We start from the raw sequence: 20,931 nt of genomic DNA, 5'->3' as shown, positions 1-20,931 counted from the left end.
TTCGCCCCGCGGCTCACCCGATGCTCGCGTCTTGTTGTCCGCGCAGCGGGCGTGCCATCGTCGCTATTGTCGCTTTGGGTGCGCGCAGCTTGCGCGTTCTTGTTTCAGCCGGCCGGGCACCAGATTGGAGAGCGGCTAGTATTGTCGGATAATCTGCGCATGTCCAGCCGCGCCCCACAACCCGCTGATGGTTCCCCCCCCGATGGCGGCGCGGGCGGGCAGGAGGCCGCCTCCACCCTGGCCCCGCCACACCCCGTGAATCCCCCGGCCAACGATGCCGCCAGCGCCCGGCGCAGCGGTTCCGCCCGCGCGCGCGCGGGCGCGTTCCTGCGCGCCTGCACGCGCGGCGTGGCGGCAGCCGTGCGCCACCCGTTCTGGCGCGGGCTGGGCCGCGCGCTGGTGCGCCTGGCGCTGGTGCTGGCCGGGCTGGCGCTGGTGGCGGGCCTGCTGATCCGCTTCGTGCTGTGGCCACAGGCCTCCACCGCGCGCCAGTGGCTGGAAGAGCGCGGCTCGGTGGCACTCTCGGCCAAGGTCAGCATCGGCGCGCTCGATACCTACTGGGACGGCTGGCACCCGGCCTTCCGCGCCCGCGGCCTGCGCGCCGTGGACCCCGAGCAGCGCGTGCTGCTTGCGGCCGCCACGCTCGACGGCAAGCTGGCGTGGCGCTCGCTGTTCAGCATGAACCTGCAGTTCGTCAGCCTGGGCGCGACCGGCACCGACATCCTGGTGCGGCGCACGCCCGAGGGCCGGCTGCTGGTGGGCGGCATGGTGGTGGACGCGACCGGTGGCCAGCAGGACGACGACCGCTTCCTGGGCTGGCTGATGTCGCAGGGGCGCGTGGCGCTGTCCGACGGCAAGCTGCGCTGGCTGGACGAAAAGGCAGGCCTGCCGCAGCTCGATATCGGCGAGATCCGCCTCGATACCCGCCGCGATGGCGTGCGCCACACGCTGGAACTGGAAGCGCGCTCGCCGGCGCTGGGGCCGAGTCCGCTGGTGGTGCAGTCCACCTTCCGCAACGACTACCTGCACAGCGCCGGCAACTGGCGCTACTGGACCGGGCAGGCCAGCTGGGATCTCGGCCAGCTGCAGCTGCCGGTGCTGCAGCGCTACCTGGTGATGTTCGAGCGCGTCGCCAGCGGCACCTTCAGCACCGACGGCAGCATTGAATTCCGCCAGGGCCGCATCGTGCGCAGCCAGACCCGGCTGCGCGCCAGCGGCGTCGACCTGCAGCTGGCCGGCGCCTCCGCCCCGCTGCGCCTGGCCAATGCGCAGGCCTTCCTGCTGCACCGGACCGAGCGTGACGGCAGCAACCTGCTGACCGTCGACACCCTGCTCTGGCAACCCCAGCCCGCCAGCGACGACGAGGGCACCCCCGCCGACAGCACCTGGCGCGAAGGCATGCGCAAGGTCACCCTCGGCTGGGCCACCGCCAATGACGGCACCCTGCGCAAGTTCTCGCTAAAGGCGCCCACGCTGGACCTGAACACGGTACGCGCGGTGTCCAGCTCGATGCCGCTGGACACCGCGGTGCTGCGCCGGCTGCGCGCGCTGCAGCCGGCGGGCCACATCGACAACCTCAACGTGACCTGGAGCCGCGAGCGCGCCGGCATGCTCGAGCGCGGCGGCGGCAAGCCGCTCTACAGCGTGCAGGGCACGCTGCGCGACGTCTCGGTCAACGGCCAGCCGGCCGTGCCCGCGGTGGACGCCAGCGGTCACCCGCGGCTGGGCACGCCCGGCTTCTCGCACCTGTCCGGCACCTTCTCCTTCGATGACCAGCAGGGCAATGCCCGCTTCGACGGCAATGGCGCGGCACTGGTGCTGCCTGGCCTGTTCGAGGAGCCGCGGCTGCCGTTCGACCAGATCGGCGGCGAAGTGCGCTGGACCCACACCGGCGGCAAGCTCGCGGTCACGCTGGACGGCGTGCGCTTTGCCAATGCCGATGCGGCCGGCACAGTGCGCGGCACCTGGCGCGCAGGCGGCGACGGTGTGTCCGGCATCGCCGACCTGACCGGTGACATGACCCGCGCCCAGGTGGCGCGCGTGCCGCGTTACCTGCCGCTGAGCATTCCGGCCGGCACCCGGCACTACCTGGCCGGTGCGCTGGCGGGCGGCGAAGCGGCCGGCGTGAGCTTCGTGCTGCGCGGCGACCTGGCGCATTTCCCGTTCCATGCCCCGCACGAGAAGGCCGGCGAGTTCCGCGTCGAGGTGCCGATCGAACACGTCAGCTACCAGATCGCACCGCACGAGACCGCAAGCGGCACCACCGCCGGCGTACAGGCGTGGCCCACGTTCACCGACATTGCCGGGCGGGTCGTGTTCGACCGCGGCGGCATGACGTTCCTGGCGAGCCGGGCCACCGTCCACGAGATCCCCGGCGTCACGCTGCAGGACGTCAAGGGGCGCATCGACGACCTTGGCCCGCACGGCAAGCTGGTGATCGACGGCGGCGCCAGCGGACCGGTGCAGGGCTTCCTGCGCTACATCAACGCTTCGCCGGTGCGCGAATGGACCGCGCACGTGGCCGATGCGGCGCAGGCCAACGGCAACGGCGAGCTCAGGCTCAAGCTCGACATGCCGCTGGAACACGCCAATGCCGCCAAGGTGGACGGCCGCTTCCGCTTCCCCGGCAACGATGTCGTGCTCAGCCCGCAGTTGCCGCAACTGGGCCATGCCAACGGCACCATCACGTTCAATGAACACGGTTTCGGGCTGGAGAACATGCGCGCCCGCTTCCTCGGTGGCGAGATCCGGCTCGGCGGCGGCACCCAGCCGGACGGCGCCACGCACGTCACCGCCAGCGGCAGCGTCTCGGCCGCCGGGCTGCGCGAGGCCGCCGCGGGCTCGGCGCTGGCGCCGGTGGCCGCGCGGCTCGACGGCAGCACCAGCTACAGCGCCGTGATCGCCACGCGCGAGCGCCAGCTGCAGGTGCAGCTGAGTTCCGAACTGAATGGCATGGCGATCGGCCTGCCCGCGCCCCTGGCCAAGGCCGCGGCGCAAGACCTGGCGCTGCGCGTGGACCTGCGCCCGGCCAGCGCCCCGGGCCGCGCCGGCACCAGCGAGCTGGTGCTGCAGCTGGGCCATGGGCTGAACGCGCGCTACCTGCTGCGCCGCGACCAGGGCGGCGGCATCGACGTGCTCGCCGGCGGCATCGGCGTGCAGCAGGCGGCGCCGCTGCCCGCGGCCGGCGTCAGCGCCGCGGCCACCTTCGACCAGCTCGATATCGATGCGTGGCGCGCGGCCTTCGGCGGCGGTGCCGGCACCGCGGGCCCCGCCGAGGCTCCCTCGCCCTTCCTGCCTGGCCGCATTGCGCTGCGCGCGCGCGCGCTGCACGCCATGGGCCGCACGCTGGATGAAGTGGTGCTCGACGCCAACCGCGAGGCCGCCGGCTGGAACGCGAAGATCGACTCGCGCCAGGTGGCCGGCGCGGTGCAGTGGCGTCCGGCCGGGCCCTCGACCACCGGGTCGCTGCAACTGCGCCTGGCGCGCCTGAACGTGCCCGATGCCAGCGACGAGAACAACGTGGTGGACGCGCTCGCCAGCAGCATCGACGAGCTGCCCGCGATCGACCTGGTGGCCGACCAGTTCATGCTGCGCGGGCATGACTTCGGCAAGCTTGAAGTCAAGGCCCATACCAGCACCAGCGCTGCCGACCCGGTCTGGACCCTGGACAAGCTGCAGATCGAGCAGCCCGGTGCCACCCTGACCGGCAGCGGCAGCTGGCGCGTGCCGCGCCGGCTGCGCGCCGACGCCAATGCCGAGCGCCGCACCCTGTTGTCCTTCACCATCGACCTGCGCGATGCCGGCGCCACGCTGGACCGCCTGGGGCTGGCACACACGCTGAGCGACGGCAAGGGCAAGCTCGAAGGCCGCGTGGCCTGGCGCGGCTCGCCGCTGTCGATCGACTACCCGACGCTGTCGGGCAAGCTGTCACTGGACCTGGAGAATGGACAGATCCTGAGCGTGGACCCCGGCGCGGCGCGGCTGCTGGGCGTGCTCAGCCTGCAGGGCCTGCTGCGCTTTGCCACGCTGGACTTCCGCACCCTGTCGGGCCGCGGGCTGGTGTTCGACCGCATTGCCGGCGCCGGCACGATCGAGAGCGGCGTCGGCACGATCCAGGACTTCGAGCTCAGGGGCCCGCAGATCATCGCCAGCATGAGCGGCACCGCCAACCTGCTGCGCGAGACCCAGGACCTGCGCGTGGAGGTGGTGCCGCGCATCAACGCCACCTCGACCTCGATCGCGGCCGCCTTTATCAACCCGGTGCTGGGCATCGGCACGCTGGCCGCGCAACTGCTGTTTGCCGACGAGTTCTCCAAGGTGTTCACCCAGCACTACCGCATCAGCGGCAGCTGGGCCAACCCGCAGATCGGCAAACTGGAGGACAATAAGGCGCAAGCCCCGACCTTCCAGAACCGCGCGGACCCCGCCTTCTCGCGCTGAGGAAAACAACGCCCGCCCCGCCTATGACTGCACCCGCCGCCCCCGTCCCGTTCCGCGTTGCCGCCATCCAGACCGTGACCGGCACCTCGCTCGATGCCAACCTGGCGCGCGCCAGCGCGCTGATCGCCGAGGCCGCCGCCGGCGGCGCCGCGCTGGTGCTGCTGCCCGAATACTTCTGCATGATGGGCCGCTCCGAATCGGACAAGGTGGCGGTGCGCGAGCATGACGGCGACGGCCCGGTGCAGCAATTCCTGGCCGATGCGGCACGCCGCCACGGCATCTGGCTGGTCGGCGGCACGCTGCCGATGTGGTGCGACGACCCGGCGCGCGTGTACAACACCTCGCTCGCCTTCAACCCGCGCGGCGAGCGCGTGGCGCGCTATGACAAGATCCACCTGTTCGGCTTTACCCGCGGCACTGAAAGCTACGACGAGTCGCGCACCATCCTGGCCGGGCGCACGCCGGTCAGCTTCGACGCACCCTGCGGCCGGGTGGCGATGTCGGTGTGCTACGACCTGCGCTTCCCCGAGCTTTACCGCGGACTGGCCGCCGGCGACGGCACCAGCTTGATTCTGATGCCGGCCGCCTTCACCTACACCACGGGGCAGGCGCACTGGGAGATCCTGCTGCGCGCCCGCGCCATTGAAAACCAATGCTATGTGCTGGCCGCGGCACAGGGCGGCAAGCATGAGAACGGCCGGCGCACCTGGGGCCATTCGATGCTGGTCGATCCGTGGGGCGAGGTCCTGGCAACGCTGCCTGAAGGCGAAGGCGTCGTCGGCGGCGTGATCGACCCCGCGCGCCTTGCAGAGGTCCGGCAGAACCTGCCGGCACTGCGACACCGGGTGCTGTAGCATGTACGCAACCGCGGGGGCCGCCACCGGCGCCCGCCCAGAGAATTTTTTGCCGCGCCGGCCGCAAGCCGGCGCGTCCCCAGGAAGAAAGGACATCTCATGAACGCCGGCGATCTCGGAATCCGCAACCTGGCCACCGCGCAGCAACTGCTGCTGGCACCGTACGGCCTGGACGAGGCCAAGCTCCAGCGCGTGCTGGCCGATATCTTCACGCACAAGGTCGACTATGCCGACCTGTACTTCCAGTACACCCGCAACGAGGCCTGGAGCCTTGAAGAAGGCATCGTCAAGTCGGGCAGCTTCAGCATCGACCAGGGCGTGGGCGTGCGCGCGGTCTCGGGCGACCGCACCGCCTTTGCCTATTCGGACGACATCAGCCTGGCGGCGCTGTCGCAGGCCGCGGCGGCCACGCGCACCATCGGCCGTGCCGGCAACGGCCGCGTCAAGGTGGCCGGCGAGCTGGCCACGCACGCCGGGCGCAACCTGTACGCGCCCAACGACCCGCTCGATTCGATGAGCGCGGCCGAGAAGGTGGCCCTGCTGGAGCGCGTCGAGCGCATGGCGCGCGCCAAGGATCCGCGCGTGGTGCAAGTGATGGCAGGCCTGGCTGGCGAATACGACGTGGTGCTGGTGGCGCGCAGCGACGGCGTGATCGCCGCCGACGTGCGTCCGCTGGTGCGGGTCTCGGTCACGGTGATCGCCGAACACGGCGGGCGCCGCGAGGTCGGCTCTTCCGGCGGCGGCGGCCGCTATGCCTATGGCTACTTCACCGACGAGCTGCTGCAGAAGTATGTGGACGAGGCCGTCTCTTCGGCCCTGGTCAACCTGGACGCGCGCCCGGCCCCGGCCGGCGCGATGACCGTGGTGCTGGGCCCGGGCTGGCCCGGCGTGCTGCTGCATGAAGCCGTCGGCCACGGCCTGGAGGGCGACTTCAACCGCAAGGGCTCGTCGGCGTTTGCCGGCCGCATGGGCGAACGCGTCGCGGCCAAGGGCGTGACCGTGGTCGACGACGGCACGCTGGCCAACCGCCGCGGCTCGCTCAACCTGGACGACGAGGGCAACCCGACGCAGTGCACCACGCTGATCGAGGACGGCATCCTGCGCGGCTATATCCAGGACACGCTCAACGCGCGCCTGATGAAGATGCCGGTCACCGGCAACGCGCGCCGCGAAAGCTATGCCGCGCTGCCGATGCCGCGCATGACCAACACCTACATGCTCAACGGCGACAGGGATCCGCAGGAGATCCTCGCCAGCGTCAAGCGCGGCCTGTATGCGGTCAACTTCGGCGGCGGCCAGGTGGACATCACCAACGGCAAGTTCGTGTTCTCGGCCAGCGAGGCCTACATGATCGAGGATGGCAAGATCACCTACCCGGTCAAGGGCGCGACGCTGGTCGGCAACGGCCCGGAATCGCTGAAGGACGTCACCATGATCGGCAACGACATGCGCCTGGACTCGGGCGTCGGCGTCTGCGGCAAGGAAGGCCAGAGCGTGCCGGTGGGCGTGGGCCAGCCGACGCTGCGCATCGAGAACATGACGGTGGGCGGCACCGCCTGACCGGTCCGGCTACAACGAAGACGGGACCCCGCGGGGTCCCGTTTTTCATGGGATCGTCCCAGCCTTACGGCCGCACTTCATACACCAGATTGAACGGCGTCTGCGCCGCGCGGCGGAAACTGCGGAAGCCGGCCTGCTCAACCACTGCGCGCATGCGCGCCTCGCCCGCCTGCGCGCCCAGGCACAGGCCGACTTCCTGCGCGCGCGAGGCCGGCGTGCAGATGAAGGTGGACGCGGAATAGAACACCCGGCCGACCGGGTTGAGGTTCTGCTCCAGCGTGTCGTTGGCAAACGGCTCCACGATCATCCAGGCGCCATCGGCGCGCAAGGTCTCGCGCACGTGGCGCGCCGCGCCCACCGGATCGCCCATGTCGTGCAGGCAGTCGAACACCGCCACCAGGTCATAGTCCTTGCCGCCGTAGTCCTTGGCGGTGGCCACTTCGAAGCGCACGCGCTCGGCCACGCCGGCGCGGCGCGCGGCTTCGGCGGCATGGCGCACCGAAGGCTCGTGGTAGTCGAAACCGACAAAGCGCGAGGCCGGATACGCCTGCGCCATGATGATGGTCGACGCGCCGTGGCCGCAGCCCACGTCCGCCACCGACGCGCCCGCCTTGAGCCGCGCCTCCATGCCGTCCAGCGCGGGAATCCATTCGGAGACCAGGTGCGCCGCGTAGCCGGGCCGGAAGAAGCGCTCAGTGCCGTGGAACAGCGCGGGATCGTGCTCGTGCCAGCCCAGCCCGCGGCCGTTGCGGAAGATATCGATCATCTTCGGGATGGCGCGGAACTGCGCCACCGCGATCTGGAACGCGCCCGGGATGAATGCGAGGCTGCCCTCCTGCGCCAGCGCATAGGCCTGCTCTTCGTTCAGGCTGAACTGCCCGGTTGCCGGGTCATAGTCGACGTAGCCGCTGGCCGCCTGGGCCGACAGCCATTCGCGCAGGTAGCGCACGTCGGTATGGGTTTTTGCCGCCAGCACTTCGGCGGTCATGGCTTTTTCCGCCATCGCCTTGTACAGGCCGAGTTCATCGCCCACGACCACGGTCGCGGCATGCATCACCGCGCCGATATCGTTGATGAATTTTTCCATGAAGGCATTCAGCCTCGCTTCATCGACGCTCATGATGCACCTCCCCGTGCTCACCGCTCCCCGGTTCCAATATAGCCCCCGGTTATGTTGGGAAAAGCCGCAAAGCAGCGGCGGGACAAGGCTTGCGCGGCAAGGCTGCAAGCCGCCGGAGATCGGTGCGCCAGCGCACCGCATGGCCTCGTCGACACTTGCCAACCCTGGCAAAAGGCGCTATAAAGATGCTTCGCCGCGCGATAAGCAACGGACGCACGCCGAAAATTGACCGACCGGCGCGCAATTTCCTGCCTTTCTGCTACGCAGTGCAGCATAAATTCGGCGCCCACGACGATAATCGATTCAAGCTGACCCAAGCCAACGCCTTTTTCCGCCATGTCCGCCAAGTTTTACTTTTACTTTTTTAGCGATCTCACACCGCTGGCGGATAGGGAGGGACGGCTGTAAGCAGCGCCCCGAATACAAAAAAGACCGCCAGCAACCCTGGCGGTTTTTTTATACCCGTTTGTTACCCCACACACTCACGACCTCACAAGAATCCTGGAGCCATCATGCTGAAGAACACCGACGACCTGCGCATTCGCGAACTCAAGGAACTGCTGCCGCCCGCGCACCTGATCCGCGAGTTCGGCTGCTCCGAACAGGCTTCGGACGTGATCTACGGCGCGCGCCAGGCCATGCACCGCATCCTGCACGGCATGGATGACCGCCTGATCGTCATCATCGGCCCGTGCTCGATCCACGATACCCGCGCCGCGCTGGACTACGCCAAGCTGCTCAAGGTCCAGCGCGACCGCTTCGCCGGAGAGCTGGAGGTGGTGATGCGCGTGTACTTCGAGAAGCCGCGCACCACGGTGGGCTGGAAGGGGCTGATCAACGATCCGCACATGGATGGCAGCTTCAAGATCAACGATGGCCTGCGCACCGCGCGCGAACTGCTGCTGAACATCAGCGAGATGGGCGTGCCCACCGGCACCGAGTACCTCGACATGATCAGCCCGCAATACATCGCCGACCTGGTCAGCTGGGGCGCGATCGGCGCGCGCACCACCGAGTCGCAGGTGCACCGCGAGCTGGCTTCCGGCCTCTCGTGCCCGGTGGGCTTCAAGAACGGCACCGACGGCAACGTCAAGATCGCGGTCGATGCGATCAAGGCCGCGTCGCAGCCGCACCATTTCCTGTCGGTGACCAAGGGCGGCCACTCGGCGATCGTGTCAACCTCGGGCAACGAGGACTGCCACGTGATTTTGCGCGGCGGCAAGGCGCCCAACTACGACGCGGCCAGCGTGGAGGAAGCGTGCGACGCCATCGCCAAGGCCGGCCTGGCCTCGCGCCTGATGGTCGATGCCTCGCACGCCAATAGCAGCAAGCGACATGAGAACCAGATCCCGGTGTGCGAGGACATCGGCCGCCAGATCGCCGGCGGCGACCAGCGCATCATCGGCGTGATGGTGGAATCGCACCTGGTGGCGGGCCGCCAGGACCACGTGCAGGGCCAGCCGATCGAGGAACTGACCTACGGCCAGTCCGTGACCGATGCCTGCATCGGCTGGGACGACTCGGTCAAGGTGCTCGAGGGCCTGGCCGAGTCGGTGCGCCAGCGCCGGCTGGTGCCGGGCAGCGGCAACTGATGCCGCCGCGGGGCCCTGGCCCCGCACTCCCGCACACAACAAAAAGCCGCTTCCAGGGAAGCGGCTTTTTGGCATCGGCGCGGCAGCGCCACGCGTTCTTACTTCTTCAGCACCAGGTCGCCAGGCAGCGACTCGATGTAGGCGGCGATGTCCTTCAGCTCCTTGCGGGTGAACGGGCGCGGCTTGCCGTCCTTGTCGGTCACGGCCGGATTGGCGTTGACCTGGCCGGCCATGATGGCGTTGGAGCGGCCCACCAGCGCGTTGCCCGACACCTGGTACGACGCCAGCGCGTGGTACAGGTAGTCGGCGTGCTGGCCCGCCAGCTTGGGGTAGTCCGGCGAGATCGGGGCGTTCAGGCCCGCGCCATGGCAGGCCACGCAGGCGCCCTTTTCCACCAGCGCCTTGCCGGCGGCAAGGTCGGCGGCCGAGGCCGGCATCGCGGCAGCACCCAGCACGAGTGCGCCGAGCGCGAACGAAAGCGTCTTGAGCGTATTCATGAGGGTCTCTTACTTGAGGGAATTGTTCTGCGTACCGGCCTTCTGCTGCGAGTAGTAGGCCGCCACGTTGGCGATGTCCTGCTCGGTCAGCGTCGCGGCGATGCTGCGCATGGTCGGGTGCTTGCGCTCGCCCTTCTGGTAGGCCTTGAGCGCGTTCTCGATGTACTTGGCGCTCTGGCCGCCCAGCAGCGGCACTTCATAGACTTCAGGGAATGACGCACGGTAGCCCGGAATGCCGTGGCATCCGATGCACATTGCAACCTTGTCCTTGGCAGCGTCTCCATTGCCCTTGACTTCCTGCGCCTGCGCGGCCGTTGCAGCCGCGCCCAGCACCACCATCGTGAGGAGCTTTTTCATTGTCTTTGCGGATTGGAAGTTAAACCGTGTGACCTGCCCTGCCGGGCGGAGACGGTTTCAGAATGCTTCTGCGGGGAAAACCAGGGCAGCCGGACGGATTGCCGAGGTGCAACCCGCCAGACATGTCGCATCCGGTTAGTTGCCGGGATGTGGAACACCATTCTGGAACCACCTCTCGCAATCGCCGCGACCCGGAGGGGCCGCTGGGACTTCTGAACGCGGACTGCCGGATGCTGGAGAACTGGACGTGGGGGCGCGTCAAACCGCCGCATTGTACCGCAGCCGGCACCTGCCAGTCCAGCAACCGGCCCCGGCCGCCGGCGGGCTGTCAGCGCGCCCCAACACGAACCGCAAAGGTCTTTTATACTGGCTGATCCCGGGAATCCGCACGACCGTTCGCGAATGCTGCCGCCAGCAGCGCGCGGGCGCCCTGCACCGGACCCTGTTTCCATAATGAAAGCGCGCATGACAGCGCGAAGAGACCGCGCCAAGCACGCCAACCCGGCCCTCGATCCGAGGCCGTCACCTCAGGTTGCCTCATGTCAAACACCGCCAACGCTTCCGCCCAAGCCTCCATCGCCCAGCAGGTCCGTTTCGAGGGCAGCGACCAGTACGTTGCCACCGACGACCTCAAGCTGGCCGTCAATGCCGCGCGCACGCTGCAGCGCCCGCTGCTGATCAAGGGCGAGCCCGGCACCGGCAAGACCATGCTGGCCGAGGAAGTCGCCGCCGCGCTGGGCATGCCGCTGCTGCAGTGGCATATCAAGTCGACCACCAAGGCGCAGCAGGGCCTGTACGAATACGACGCCGTGTCGCGCCTGCGCGACTCGCAGCTGGGCGATGACCGCGTCCACGACATCCGCAACTACATCGTCAAGGGCGTGCTGTGGCAGGCCTTTGACGCCGACGAGCAGGTCGTGCTGCTGATCGACGAGATCGACAAGGCCGACATCGAATTCCCCAACGACCTGCTGCGCGAACTCGACCGCATGGAGTTCTACGTCTACGAGACGCGCGAACTGGTCAAGGCGAAGCATCGCCCGCTGGTGATCATCACCTCGAACAACGAGAAGGAGCTGCCCGACGCCCTCCTGCGCCGCTGCTTCTTCCACTACATCAAGTTCCCCGATGCCGAGACGATGCAGCAGATCGTCGACGTGCACTACCCCGGCATCAAGCGCGAGCTGGTGGCGGCCGCGCTGGAATCGTTCTACGAGATGCGCAACCTGCCCGGCCTGAAGAAGAAGCCGTCGACCTCCGAACTGATCGACTGGCTCAAGCTGCTGATGGCCGAGGACATCCCGCCCGAGGCGCTGAAGAGTCCGGACAAGAAGGCCGCGATCCCGCCGCTGCATGGCGCGCTGCTGAAGAACGAACAGGACGTGCACCTGTTCGAGCGCCTGGTATTCATGAACCGCGCCAACCGCTGAGGTGCTGCCCGTCATGACCGCGTTCGCCAAACCCGTCACGCTGGCCGGCCGCCACGCCACGCTGGAGCCGCTGCGCCCCGAACACGCCGAGGGCCTGCGCGCAGCCAGTGCCGACGGCGAGCTGTGGAAGCTCTGGTACACCAGCGTGCCCGCGCCCGAGTGCATGGAAGCCGAGATCGCGCGGCGCCTGGGCCTGCAGGAGCAAGGCTCGATGCTGCCGTTCGCGGTGCGCGATGCCGCGGGCGAGCTGGCGGGCATGACCACCTTCATGAATATCGACGCCGCCAACCGGCGCGTCGAGATCGGTTCGACCTGGTATGCCCGTCGGGTCCAGCGCACGCCGCTGAACACCGAATGCAAGCTGATGCTGCTGGGCCACGCCTTCGACCATCTCGAATGCATCGCCGTCGAGTTCCGCACGCACTGGATGAACCAGCAGAGCCGCGCCGCGATCGCGCGCCTGGGCGCCAAGCAGGACGGCGTGCTGCGCAACCACCAGCGCATGCCTGACGGCTCGTTGCGCGACACCGTGGTGTTCTCGATCATCGCCAGTGAATGGCCGGCGGTGCGTCAACACCTGCAATTCCAGCTCGACCGTCCGCGCTGAAGCGGCCGCCGACTGAAAGCGAGGCATCATGCTGATCGATTTCTTCTTCTCGCTGCGCCACGCCAAGCTGCCGGTCTCGGTCAAGGAATACCTGACCATGCTGGAAGCGCTCAAGGCGCAGGTCATCTCTCCGTCGATCGACGAGTTCTACTACCTATCGCGCATGACGCTGGTCAAGGACGAGAAGCACTTCGACAAGTTCGACCAGACCTTCGCCGCCTACTTCAAGGGGGTCGAGAGCCTGGTCGACTGGAAGTCCGACATCCCGCTCGACTGGCTGCAGAAGACGCTGGAGCGCGAGCTGTCGCCCGAGGAAAAGGCCAAGATCGAGGCCATGGGCGGCCTCGACAAGCTGATGGAGCGCCTCAAGCAGCTGCTGGAAGAGCAGAAGGAAAAGCACGAGGGCGGCAACAAGTGGATCGGCACCGGCGGCACCTCGCCCTTCGGCCACGGCGGCTACAACCCCGAGGGCATCCGCATCGGCGGCCCGTCCAAGGGCAACCGCACCGCCATCAAGGTGTGGGAGGCGCGCGCCTACAAGGACTATGACGACCAGGTCGAACTGGGCACGCGCAATATCAAGGTGGCGCTGCGCCGGCTGCGCCGCTTTGCCCGCGAAGGTGCCGACACCGAGCTGGACCTGGATGACACCATCCACTCCACCGCGGCCAACGCCGGCCTGCTCGACATCAAGCTGCGGCCCGAGCGCCACAACAAGGTCAAGGTGCTGATGCTGATGGACGTGGGCGGCTCAATGGACGACCACATCAAGCGCGTGGAGGAGCTGTTCTCGGCCACCAAGACCGAGTTCAAGCACCTGGAGTACTACTACTTCCACAACTGCCTGTACGACTACGTGTGGAAAAACAACCGCCGCCGCCACGCCGAGAAGCTGGCCACGTGGGACCTGCTGCACAAGTACACGCCCGACTACAAGATCATCTTCGTCGGCGACGCCACCATGAGCCCGTATGAGATCCTGCAGCCGGGAGGATCGGTGGAGTACAACAACGCCGAGGCCGGCGCGGTGTGGCTGAACCGGATGACCGAGCAGTTCCCGCACTTCGTCTGGCTCAACCCGGAGCCGGAAGGGCTGTGGCAGTACCGGCAGTCGATCACGGTCATCAACCAGCTGATGAAGGGACGGATGTATCCGGTGACGCTGGCCGGGCTGGAACAGGCGATGAAGGTGCTGTCGAAGTAAGGCGGCGCTCGCTGCTGAAGCGTGCAAAGGGCGGCATCGACATGCCGCCCATTTTTTTGGGTCAGTCCACGGTGATGCCCGCCTGCCGGATGAACCTGCCATAGCGCGCGCGATCCACGTTCTGCCGCTCGGCAAACGCCTGGATGCTCAGCGGCGCCACCGCACCGCCCAGCTTGTTGACGTTGTCCTGCAGCTGCGCGCCGGCGAGCGTGCGGTTGATCTCGCGGTTCATGCGCTCGACGATGGCCGGCGGCGTGCCTGCGGGCGCATAGACGCCGAAGGTCGAGTCGCCGTCCACGTCCTGCAGGCCGGCCTCGGCCAGCGTCGGCACGTCCGGGTATTGCGCCGCGCGCTTGGCGCTGGCCACCGCCAGCAGCCTGAGCTTGCCGCTGGCCACGTGTTGCAGGCCGGGGCCGGGATCGAACATGAACTGCACCTGCCCTGCCAGCAGGTCGCTCAGGGCCGGGGCCGCGCCCTTGTACGGCACGTGCACGGCGTCCAGCTTGCCGGCGCGCTTGAACATCTCGGCAGCGATATGCGGCGTGCTGCCGTTGCCGGCCGAGCCGTAGCTGAGCTTACCCGGATGCTCGCGCACATAGGCGATGAACGCGTCCAGCGTCTTCGCCGGCACCGACGGATGCACCAGCAGGTAGACCCGCACCAGCGCCACCGACGCGACCGGGGTCAGATCCTTGAGCGGGTCGTACGGCATCTTCTTGTAGAGGAAGGGATCGATGGCCACCGCGCCGCCCGAGGTCAACAGGAAGGTATAGCCATCAGCCGGCGCCTTGGCCACGGCATCGCCGCCAACGATGCCGTTGGCGCCCGGGCGGTTGTCGATCACCACCGGACGCTTCAGCGCCTCGGACAGACCGGGCGAGATGCCGCGCGCCAGCGTATCCGCGGCCCCGCCGGCCGGGAAGTTGACGACCAGCCGGATCGGCTTGTCCGGCCACGGCTGCGCGGCGGCCGGCGCGCTCACGCCAGCCAGCAGGCCCGGCGCGCACAGTGCGGCGCAAAAGGCGCGCGCGATACGGTGGGGGAATCGCATGATGGTTGTCTCCTGTCTTATGTGCTGGTACTGCCTGCCGGAGCGCTCTGGGGCGCCACTCAGAACGGATATTGCCGTGGCGTGGTCTGCACCGTGATCCAGCGCAGCTCGGTGAAGGCATCGATCCCGGCCTTGCCGCCGAAGCGGCCATAACCACTCGCCTTGACGCCGCCGAACGGCATCTGCGCCTCGTCGTGCACGGTCGGGCCATTGACGTGGCAGATGCCCGATTCGATGCGGCCGGCCACCCGCATCGCGCGCGCCACATCGCCGCCGAACACCGCCGCCGACAGCCCATAGGCGGAATCATTGGCGCAGGCAATGGCCGCTTCCACGCCATCCACGCGCACCACGGCCTTGACCGGCCCGAACGATTCCTCGCGATAGATCTCCATGTCCGCGGTCACGTGATCCAGCACCGTGGCCCGCATCAGCGTGTCGGTCGCCTTGCCGCCGCAGACCAGCCGCGCGCCCTTGGCCAGCGCGTCGTCGATCATCGCGTTGCAGCGCTCGACGGTGCTCATGTCGACCACCGAGCCCAGCACCGCCGGGCCGGTGCGCGGATCCGCCAGCGGCAAGGCGCCGGCGCGCGCGGCAAAGCGTGCCACGAAGGCGTCCGCGATGCTGGCATCCACCACGATGCGCTCGGTGGACATGCAGATCTGGCCCGAGTTGGCAAAGGCGCCGAAGATGGCACCGTCCACCGCGGCGTCCAGGTCCGCATCGTCGAGCACCACCAGCGGCGCCTTGCCGCCCAGCTCCAGCACCGCGGGCTTCAGGTGGCGCGCGCAGGTCTGTGCGATCAGCCGCCCCACGCGCGTGGAGCCGGTGAAGTTGATGCGGCGCACGGCCGGGTGGGCGATGATGGTCTCGACCACCGCGGCGGCATCGGCCGGGGCGTTGGTGACAAAGTTGACCACTCCCGCCGGAAAGCCCGCCTCCGCCAGCGCATCGACAATCAGGCCATGCGTGGCCGGACAGATCTCCGAACCCTTCAGGATGACCGTATTGCCGCACGCCAGCGCCGTGGCCACGGCGCGCACGCCCAGGATCACCGGTGCGTTCCACGGCGCGATGCCCAGCACCACGCCCGCGCCCTGCCGCACCGCCATGGCCAGGCTGCCCGGCACGTCGGAGGGGATCACCTCGCCATTGATCTGCGTGGTCAGCGCGGCGGCCTCCTGCAGCATGCCAACGGCAAGATGCACATTGAAGCCGGCCCACATCGCCGACGCACCGGTCTCTGCCGCCATCGCGGCGGTGAGTGCCCCGGCCTTGCCTTCGAGTGCCTGCGCCGCGCGCATGAGCAAGGCGCGCCGTTCGCCCGGACCGGTGTCGCGCCAGGCCGGGAAGGCGCGCGCGGCAGCGTCGGCAGCGGCCAGCGCGTCGGCGCTCGTGGCTGCCGGCGCCCGCGTGGCCACGCTGTGATCAAGCGGGTTGCGGCGCTCGAAGGTGGCACCGTTGGCGGCCTGCGTGCGCTCGCCGTTGATCAGCATGGTGATGTTTTGCATCCTGGAGTCTCCTGGAAGGGGTACTTCGTCTGTCGTCTGGCAATGCGGCTCAGGCCACCTCGATCTCCACCACGGTCGGCACACGCATCCGCAGGGCTGTCGCCAGCGCTTCGCGCAATGCAGCAGGATGAGTCACCCGCGCTGCCTCGCAACCATGCCCGAGCGCTATCGACACGAAATCCAGGTCGGGCAAGGCCGTGCCGACCAGCGGATCATCGCCGCCAAAGCCGAAGGTCGGCGCAAACTCCTGCAGGGCGGCGTAGCGCCGGTTGTTGAGCACGATGAACGTGATCGGCAGGCCCAGTTGCGCGGCGCTCCACAGCGCCTGGATCGAATACATGCTGGAGCCGTCGCCGACCAGGCCGATCACCTTGCGCCCCGGCTTGCCCAGCGCGACGCCTACTGCCGCGGGCAGGCCGTAGCCAAGCCCGCCGCTGCACATCGTATAGAAGGTCTCGCTGCGCAGGATGGGCAGGTGGCGATGCATCACCGGGCGCGCGCTGGGCGCTTCCTCGACCACGATGGAATCGGGGTCGCGCAGCTCCGCCAGCGTCTGCAGGACATAGGCAACGCTCATCGGCATGCCGGCTCGGCGCGCGGTGCCGGCACGCGCGGGCGCGGGGCTTCGCGCCGCGGCGGCGCCGGGCGCGCCAGCAGGTCGGCCACGCCCTGGCGGATGCTGCCGACTGCGGCAGTGCCCACCGGCGCCCATGCGGCGATATTCGGATCGTCGATCAGCTGCACCACCTGCGCCCCGGGCGGCGCATGGGGGCCAACGCCCTCGACGTGATAGGTGAAGGCCGCGGCGCCCAGCGCGAACACAAGGTCGTGGCCCGTGAGCAGCCCGACGATCTTCTCGCGCATCGCCGGCAGAAAGCCGGCAAACAGCGGATGGTCTTCCGGAAAGCCGCAGCGCCCCGACATCGGCGCCACCCACACCGCCGCCTGGTGCCGTTCGGCCAGGCGCACCACATCGTCCCAGGCGCCATCGCGGTCCACGGCCGCGCCCACCACGAACGCCGGCCGGTGGCTGGCATCGAGAGCGTCGCCGATCTGCGCCAGCAGTGCCGGCTGCACGCGGCTTTCAGTGCTGACCGTGCGCGGCAGCAGCGGCTCGCACGGCCGGGCCCAGTCATCGGCGGGAATCGAGATCAGCACCGGCCCGCGCGGCGGCTGCATGGCGATGTAGTAGCCGCGCGCAATCGCCAGCGGCACGTCTTCGGCCCGCGCCGGCTCGCAACTCCACTTCACGTAGGGCTTGGGCAGCTCGGTGGCCTGGGCCGAGAACAGGAAGGGCTCGAACGGCAGGATCGAGCGCGCCTGCTGTCCGGCCGTGATCACCATCGGGGTGCGGTTCTTGTGGGCGGTGAAGATGCTGCCCATGGCATGGCCGACCCCGGCCGCCGAGTGCAGGTTGACGAAGGCCGCATTGCGGGTGGCCTGGGCATAGCCATCGGCCATGCCCACCACCACGGATTCCTGCAGGCCGAGGATGTAGCGGAAGTCGTCGGGGAAATCGAGGAACAGCGGCAGCTCGGTCGAGCCGGGATTGCCGAAGATGGTGGTCATGCCGAACGCGCGCAGCAGGTCCAGCACCGCGGTGCGCACGGTGGTGGGAGTGGCGGAGGCGGCAGGCGAGGCAGAACTGGCCATGGTCGAGGAAGCTCCAGTGCGGAATCAGAGACAAAGCTTGCCGGCCAGTATGGACAATCAGGCCTTGCCCGGAAATTGCCGTTTCGGGGCAAAGTCATTGCGATTCGGCATGACCCTCGATCTGCGCCAGCTTCTTGCCTTCCTCGCGGTGTGCGAACACGGCAGCCTGGGCCGCGCGGCCGCACAGCTGAACGTGACCCAGCCGGCACTGAGCCGCACCATCCAGCGGCTGGAAGCCCAGCTGGACGCGCCGCTGTTCGAACGCTATGCCACCGGCATGGTGCTGACCGCCTGCGGCGAGGCCCTGCTGCCGCACGCCAACCTTTTGCGCCACGAGGCCGAGCACGCCACCGAGGCGGTGCGCGCGCTGCGCGGGCTGGCCGCCGGCACCATCCGCGTGGGCACCGTCGCCAGCGTGGCCAGCGTGGTGCTGCCGGAGGCGATCGAGGCGGTGCTGGCACGCTGGCCCGGGCTGCGCGTGCGCATCGTCGAAGGGGTGGGAGATTTCCTGGCCGATGCGCTGCTGCGCCGCGAGATCGACCTGGCCATCGGCATCGCTCTGCCGGAGAACGAGGAAATCTGCGCCGTGGCGGATGTGGGCTGGAGCGACAGCAGCTTCGTGGTCGCCGCCGCCGGGCATCCGCTGACGAGCCGGCCGGCGCTGCGGCTGGCGGATACGGTCGGCTGCCGCTGGGTCATGCCGCCGCGCGGCACGGCGCCGTTCGACGAACTGCAGCGGCTGTTTGCACGGGCCGGGCTGCCGCCGCCGGACATCGTCGCCGAAACCCGCTCGATCATTGCGCTCAAGGCGCTGGTGGCACGCGCGGGCTTCCTCAGCTGGATGGCTGCGCCGATGTACGAGGCCGAGCAAAAGGCCGGCATGATCCAGCCGCTGCCCATTGAAGGCGCCCAGGCGCCGCGCCGGCTGGCGGTGTACCGGCGCCGCCAGGGCATCCTGCCGGCGCCGGCAGCGAAGCTGCTGGAGCAGTTGCGCCAGTTGACATCGGACGTGGGCTGAACGTCAGGCGGGCCGCGCCAGGTCGGCCCCTTCCATCACCCACGCGCGGAACGTGCGCAGCGCCGGCAGGTGCTGCTTCTGCTCCGGATAGCACAGGTAATAGCCCTTCTTGGCCAGCACCTGGGCCGGATGCGCCACCACCAGCGCCCCGGTGGCCAGTTCTTCCTCGATCAGGCAGCGCGGGATCAGCGCAATGCCCAGACCCGACAGCGCGGCCTGCGTGAGCAGCGAAAACTGGTCGAAGCGTGCGCCGCTCCAGGCCTCGCGGGTCGGCACGCCCAGCGTGGCGAACCAGTCGGGCCAGGCTTCGGGCACGGTGGTGTGGTGCAGCAGCGGATAGCGCAGCAAGGCAGCGGGCGTGGGCGCCACGCCGCCGGGCTCGGACGCAAGCAGGCCCGGGCGGCACACCGGCAGCACCTCGCGCCCGGTCATGTAGTCGGCCAGGCTGCCGGGCCAGACGCCATCGCCGAAGCGGATCGCGGCGTCCAGGTCCGGCTCGGAAAAATCGTAGCCCTGCGCGTGCGGCATGAATTCCAGCGTCACCTCCGGATGGCGCGCGAAAAACTGCGGCAGGCGCGGGATCAGCCACTTGGCGCCCAGCGTCGGCATGCTGGCGATATGCAGCACGCCGCCCCGCCCCTGGCGCGCCATCAGCTCGACGGTGGCGGCCTCCAGCTCGTTCAGGCTGGGGCCGATGCGCTCCAGGTAGCGCTCGCCCGCCGTGGTCAGCATCAGGCGCTGGCGCACGCGCTGGAACAGCTCCACGCCCAGGTAAGCCTCCAGGCTGCGCACCTGCTTGCTGACCGCGCCTTGCGTGACATGCAGTTCACGCGCGGCTACGGTAAAACTGTTATGGCGCGCGGCAGCCTCGAAGGCCTGCAACTCGGTCAGCGACGGACATAGGCGCCGCATAAATCACCTCTACTTTACGACCAAATGGAATGAGCTAAGGATTTTATTTCGTTTGCGGCACGCTTGCCCGGGCGCGCAGAATCGTGAAATCCACTTTATTCCTCCCCTTCCCCTGGCCCCCGTCATGCAACGTCGCCATCTTCTCCGACTCCTGGCCGCCGCTTCGGCCGCAGCCGCTGCCGGCATCTCCTTCAGCGCCTTGGCCCAGGCCGGCTACCCGACCAAGCCGATCACGCTGGTGGTGCCCTTTCCCGCCGGCGGCACCACCGACATCGTCGCGCGCATCGTCGCCGACAAGCTCGGGCAGCAACTGGGCCAGGCCGTGGTAGTGGACAACCGCGGCGGCGCCGGCGGCAGCATCGGCACCACTTTCCTGTCCAAGGCGGCTCCGGACGGGTACACGCTGGGCATTGCCACGGCCTCGACCCATGGCATCAATCCGGCGGTCTACCCGCGCCTGTCCTACGATGCAACCAAGGACTTCACCACCATCACCAACCTGGCCTCGGTGCCCAACGTGATGAGCATCAACCCGGCGGTCAAGGCCACCGACATGAAGTCCTTCATCGCGCTGGCGCAGTCGCAGCCCAACAAGCTGGCCTATGGCTCGGCGGGCAACGGCAGCGTCTCGCACATGATGGGGGAACTGTTCAAGATGAGCAGCAAGACCGAACTGCTGCACGTGCCCTACAAGGGCGTGGGCCCGGCGCTGAACGACGCGCTGGCCGGCCAGGTGCAGGTGCTGTTCGACAACCTGCCGTCGTCGCTGCCGTTCATCGAAGGCGGCAAGCTGCGTGCGCTCGCCGTGGCAGCGCCCAAGCGCGTGGCCGCGCTGCCCAACGTGCCGACCTTTGCCGAGCTGGGCCTGGGCGAAGTCAACGACGCCGCCTGGTTCGGCCTGATCGCGCCGGCCAACCTGCCGGCGGATATCCAGACCAGGCTCCACACCGCCGCGGTCAAGGTGCTGGCACTGCCGGAAGTGAAGGCCAAGCTCGAGAAGCTGGGCGCGACCCCGGTGGGCGATACGCCGGCGCACTTTGCCGCCCAGATCAAGAGCGAAGTGGCCAAGAACAAGCGCGTGGCCGCCGCCGCCAAGATCTCGCTCGACTGATTCCACAGCAACAC

General features: G+C 68.6%; 16 protein-coding genes and 1 pseudogene. 10 read left to right on the top strand and 7 right to left on the bottom strand.

What is annotated here, in order from left to right; all coding sequences use genetic code 11:
- Window positions 1-159: 159 nt before the first annotated feature.
- From RS901_RS11745 to tldD, 3 genes are all read left to right on the top strand, one after another.
- On the top strand, window positions 160-4,440 hold the full coding sequence (locus RS901_RS11745) for a YhdP family protein (RefSeq protein WP_316148946.1): 4,281 nt from the start codon (window positions 160-162) through the stop codon (window positions 4,438-4,440).
- Between the two features lie 23 nt (window positions 4,441-4,463).
- Window positions 4,464-5,294 (top strand): carbon-nitrogen hydrolase family protein, encoded by an 831-nt coding sequence (locus RS901_RS11740; RefSeq protein ID WP_316148945.1) that lies wholly within the window; start codon window positions 4,464-4,466, stop codon window positions 5,292-5,294.
- Between the two features lie 99 nt (window positions 5,295-5,393).
- Window positions 5,394-6,854, top strand: coding sequence for a metalloprotease TldD (tldD, locus tag RS901_RS11735; RefSeq protein WP_316148944.1), 1,461 nt, complete (start codon window positions 5,394-5,396; stop codon window positions 6,852-6,854).
- Between the two features lie 64 nt (window positions 6,855-6,918).
- On the opposite strand, the gene RS901_RS11730 is transcribed toward tldD, so the two are convergent.
- Window positions 6,919-7,974, bottom strand: a complete 1,056-nt coding sequence (locus RS901_RS11730) for a class I SAM-dependent methyltransferase (RefSeq protein WP_316148943.1) — start codon at window positions 7,972-7,974, stop codon at window positions 6,919-6,921.
- A gap of 122 nt (window positions 7,975-8,096) precedes the next feature.
- Between RS901_RS11730 and RS901_RS11725 the strand changes: the two genes are divergently transcribed.
- Together RS901_RS11725 and aroG are read left to right on the top strand one after the other, a co-directional pair.
- Window positions 8,097-8,342, top strand: a complete 246-nt coding sequence (locus RS901_RS11725) for a hypothetical protein (RefSeq protein WP_148271560.1) — start codon at window positions 8,097-8,099, stop codon at window positions 8,340-8,342.
- A gap of 144 nt (window positions 8,343-8,486) precedes the next feature.
- Window positions 8,487-9,566 (top strand): 3-deoxy-7-phosphoheptulonate synthase AroG, encoded by a 1,080-nt coding sequence (aroG, locus tag RS901_RS11720; protein ID WP_410054105.1) that lies wholly within the window; start codon window positions 8,487-8,489, stop codon window positions 9,564-9,566.
- A gap of 98 nt (window positions 9,567-9,664) precedes the next feature.
- Here aroG and RS901_RS11715 read toward each other — a convergent pair whose 3' ends face one another.
- On the bottom strand, window positions 9,665-10,063 hold the full coding sequence (locus RS901_RS11715; RefSeq protein ID WP_013956080.1) for a c-type cytochrome: 399 nt from the start codon (window positions 10,061-10,063) through the stop codon (window positions 9,665-9,667).
- 9 nt (window positions 10,064-10,072) lie between these two features.
- Window positions 10,073-10,420 carry a c-type cytochrome gene (locus RS901_RS11710; RefSeq protein WP_026201109.1) on the bottom strand — a complete coding sequence of 116 codons (348 nt, stop codon included), beginning with the start codon at window positions 10,418-10,420 and terminating at the stop codon, window positions 10,073-10,075.
- A 539-nt stretch (window positions 10,421-10,959) separates the two neighbouring features.
- Between RS901_RS11710 and RS901_RS11705 the strand changes: the two genes are divergently transcribed.
- From RS901_RS11705 to RS901_RS11695, 3 genes are read left to right on the top strand one after another with little or no spacing between them, the layout of a single operon-like run.
- Window positions 10,960-11,850, top strand: coding sequence for a MoxR family ATPase (locus tag RS901_RS11705; protein WP_316148941.1), 891 nt, complete (start codon window positions 10,960-10,962; stop codon window positions 11,848-11,850).
- A 13-nt stretch (window positions 11,851-11,863) separates the two neighbouring features.
- Window positions 11,864-12,457 (top strand): GNAT family protein, encoded by a 594-nt coding sequence (locus RS901_RS11700; protein WP_316148940.1) that lies wholly within the window; start codon window positions 11,864-11,866, stop codon window positions 12,455-12,457.
- A 28-nt stretch (window positions 12,458-12,485) separates the two neighbouring features.
- Window positions 12,486-13,661 (top strand): vWA domain-containing protein, encoded by a 1,176-nt coding sequence (locus RS901_RS11695; RefSeq protein WP_174078576.1) that lies wholly within the window; start codon window positions 12,486-12,488, stop codon window positions 13,659-13,661.
- A gap of 61 nt (window positions 13,662-13,722) precedes the next feature.
- Here RS901_RS11695 and RS901_RS11690 read toward each other — a convergent pair whose 3' ends face one another.
- The 3 genes and pseudogenes from RS901_RS11690 to mdlC all read right to left on the bottom strand — a co-directional run bounded on the left by RS901_RS11690 (window position 13,723) and on the right by mdlC (window position 17,876).
- Window positions 13,723-14,712 (bottom strand): tripartite tricarboxylate transporter substrate binding protein, encoded by a 990-nt coding sequence (locus RS901_RS11690; protein ID WP_316148937.1) that lies wholly within the window; start codon window positions 14,710-14,712, stop codon window positions 13,723-13,725.
- Between the two features lie 59 nt (window positions 14,713-14,771).
- Window positions 14,772-16,223 carry an aldehyde dehydrogenase gene (locus tag RS901_RS11685; protein ID WP_316148936.1) on the bottom strand — a complete coding sequence of 484 codons (1,452 nt, stop codon included), beginning with the start codon at window positions 16,221-16,223 and terminating at the stop codon, window positions 14,772-14,774.
- Window positions 16,224-16,272: 49 nt separating this feature from the next.
- Window positions 16,273-17,876 (bottom strand): annotated as a pseudogene (gene mdlC / locus RS901_RS11680) (benzoylformate decarboxylase).
- Window positions 17,877-17,985: 109 nt separating this feature from the next.
- On the opposite strand from mdlC, the gene RS901_RS11675 reads away from it, so the two are divergent.
- Window positions 17,986-18,894: a LysR family transcriptional regulator gene (locus RS901_RS11675; protein ID WP_316148935.1), complete on the top strand. Its 909-nt coding sequence runs from the start codon at window positions 17,986-17,988 to the stop codon at window positions 18,892-18,894.
- A gap of 3 nt (window positions 18,895-18,897) precedes the next feature.
- Here the strand turns inward: RS901_RS11675 and RS901_RS11670 are convergent, their stop codons facing one another.
- On the bottom strand, window positions 18,898-19,806 hold the full coding sequence (locus RS901_RS11670) for a LysR substrate-binding domain-containing protein (RefSeq protein ID WP_316148934.1): 909 nt from the start codon (window positions 19,804-19,806) through the stop codon (window positions 18,898-18,900).
- Window positions 19,807-19,930: 124 nt separating this feature from the next.
- Here RS901_RS11670 and RS901_RS11665 point away from each other — a divergent pair, with 124 nt between their 5' ends.
- Window positions 19,931-20,917 carry a tripartite tricarboxylate transporter substrate binding protein BugE gene (locus tag RS901_RS11665; RefSeq protein WP_316148933.1) on the top strand — a complete coding sequence of 329 codons (987 nt, stop codon included), beginning with the start codon at window positions 19,931-19,933 and terminating at the stop codon, window positions 20,915-20,917.
- The last annotated feature ends 14 nt before the right edge of the window (window positions 20,918-20,931 follow it).

Source organism: Cupriavidus sp. BIC8F (genome assembly GCF_032465815.1).
Lineage (GTDB): Bacteria > Pseudomonadota > Gammaproteobacteria > Burkholderiales > Burkholderiaceae > Cupriavidus > Cupriavidus necator.
The sequence above is the reverse complement of the archived record's forward strand: the minus strand, read 5'-3'. Positions and strand labels throughout refer to the sequence as shown.

Excerpts from the sequence above, each read along its gene's own strand:
- RS901_RS11740 (WP_316148945.1), top strand. The coding sequence starts at position 4,464 with ATGACTGCACCCGCCGCCCCCGTCCCGTTCCGCGTTGCCGCCATCCAG.
- aroG (WP_410054105.1), top strand. The coding sequence starts at position 8,487 with ATGCTGAAGAACACCGACGACCTGCGCATTCGCGAACTCAAGGAACTG.
- RS901_RS11690 (WP_316148937.1), bottom strand. The coding sequence starts at position 14,712 with ATGCGATTCCCCCACCGTATCGCGCGCGCCTTTTGCGCCGCACTGTGC.
- RS901_RS11665 (WP_316148933.1), top strand. The coding sequence starts at position 19,931 with ATGCAACGTCGCCATCTTCTCCGACTCCTGGCCGCCGCTTCGGCCGCA.
- RS901_RS11705 (WP_316148941.1), top strand. The coding sequence starts at position 10,960 with ATGTCAAACACCGCCAACGCTTCCGCCCAAGCCTCCATCGCCCAGCAG.
- RS901_RS11700 (WP_316148940.1), top strand. The coding sequence starts at position 11,864 with ATGACCGCGTTCGCCAAACCCGTCACGCTGGCCGGCCGCCACGCCACG.
- RS901_RS11715 (WP_013956080.1), bottom strand. The coding sequence starts at position 10,063 with ATGAATACGCTCAAGACGCTTTCGTTCGCGCTCGGCGCACTCGTGCTG.
- tldD (WP_316148944.1), top strand. The coding sequence starts at position 5,394 with ATGAACGCCGGCGATCTCGGAATCCGCAACCTGGCCACCGCGCAGCAA.
- RS901_RS11710 (WP_026201109.1), bottom strand. The coding sequence starts at position 10,420 with ATGAAAAAGCTCCTCACGATGGTGGTGCTGGGCGCGGCTGCAACGGCC.
- RS901_RS11745 (WP_316148946.1), top strand. The coding sequence starts at position 160 with ATGTCCAGCCGCGCCCCACAACCCGCTGATGGTTCCCCCCCCGATGGC.
- RS901_RS11675 (WP_316148935.1), top strand. The coding sequence starts at position 17,986 with ATGACCCTCGATCTGCGCCAGCTTCTTGCCTTCCTCGCGGTGTGCGAA.
- RS901_RS11670 (WP_316148934.1), bottom strand. The coding sequence starts at position 19,806 with ATGCGGCGCCTATGTCCGTCGCTGACCGAGTTGCAGGCCTTCGAGGCT.
- RS901_RS11730 (WP_316148943.1), bottom strand. The coding sequence starts at position 7,974 with ATGAGCGTCGATGAAGCGAGGCTGAATGCCTTCATGGAAAAATTCATC.
- RS901_RS11685 (WP_316148936.1), bottom strand. The coding sequence starts at position 16,223 with ATGCAAAACATCACCATGCTGATCAACGGCGAGCGCACGCAGGCCGCC.
- RS901_RS11695 (WP_174078576.1), top strand. The coding sequence starts at position 12,486 with ATGCTGATCGATTTCTTCTTCTCGCTGCGCCACGCCAAGCTGCCGGTC.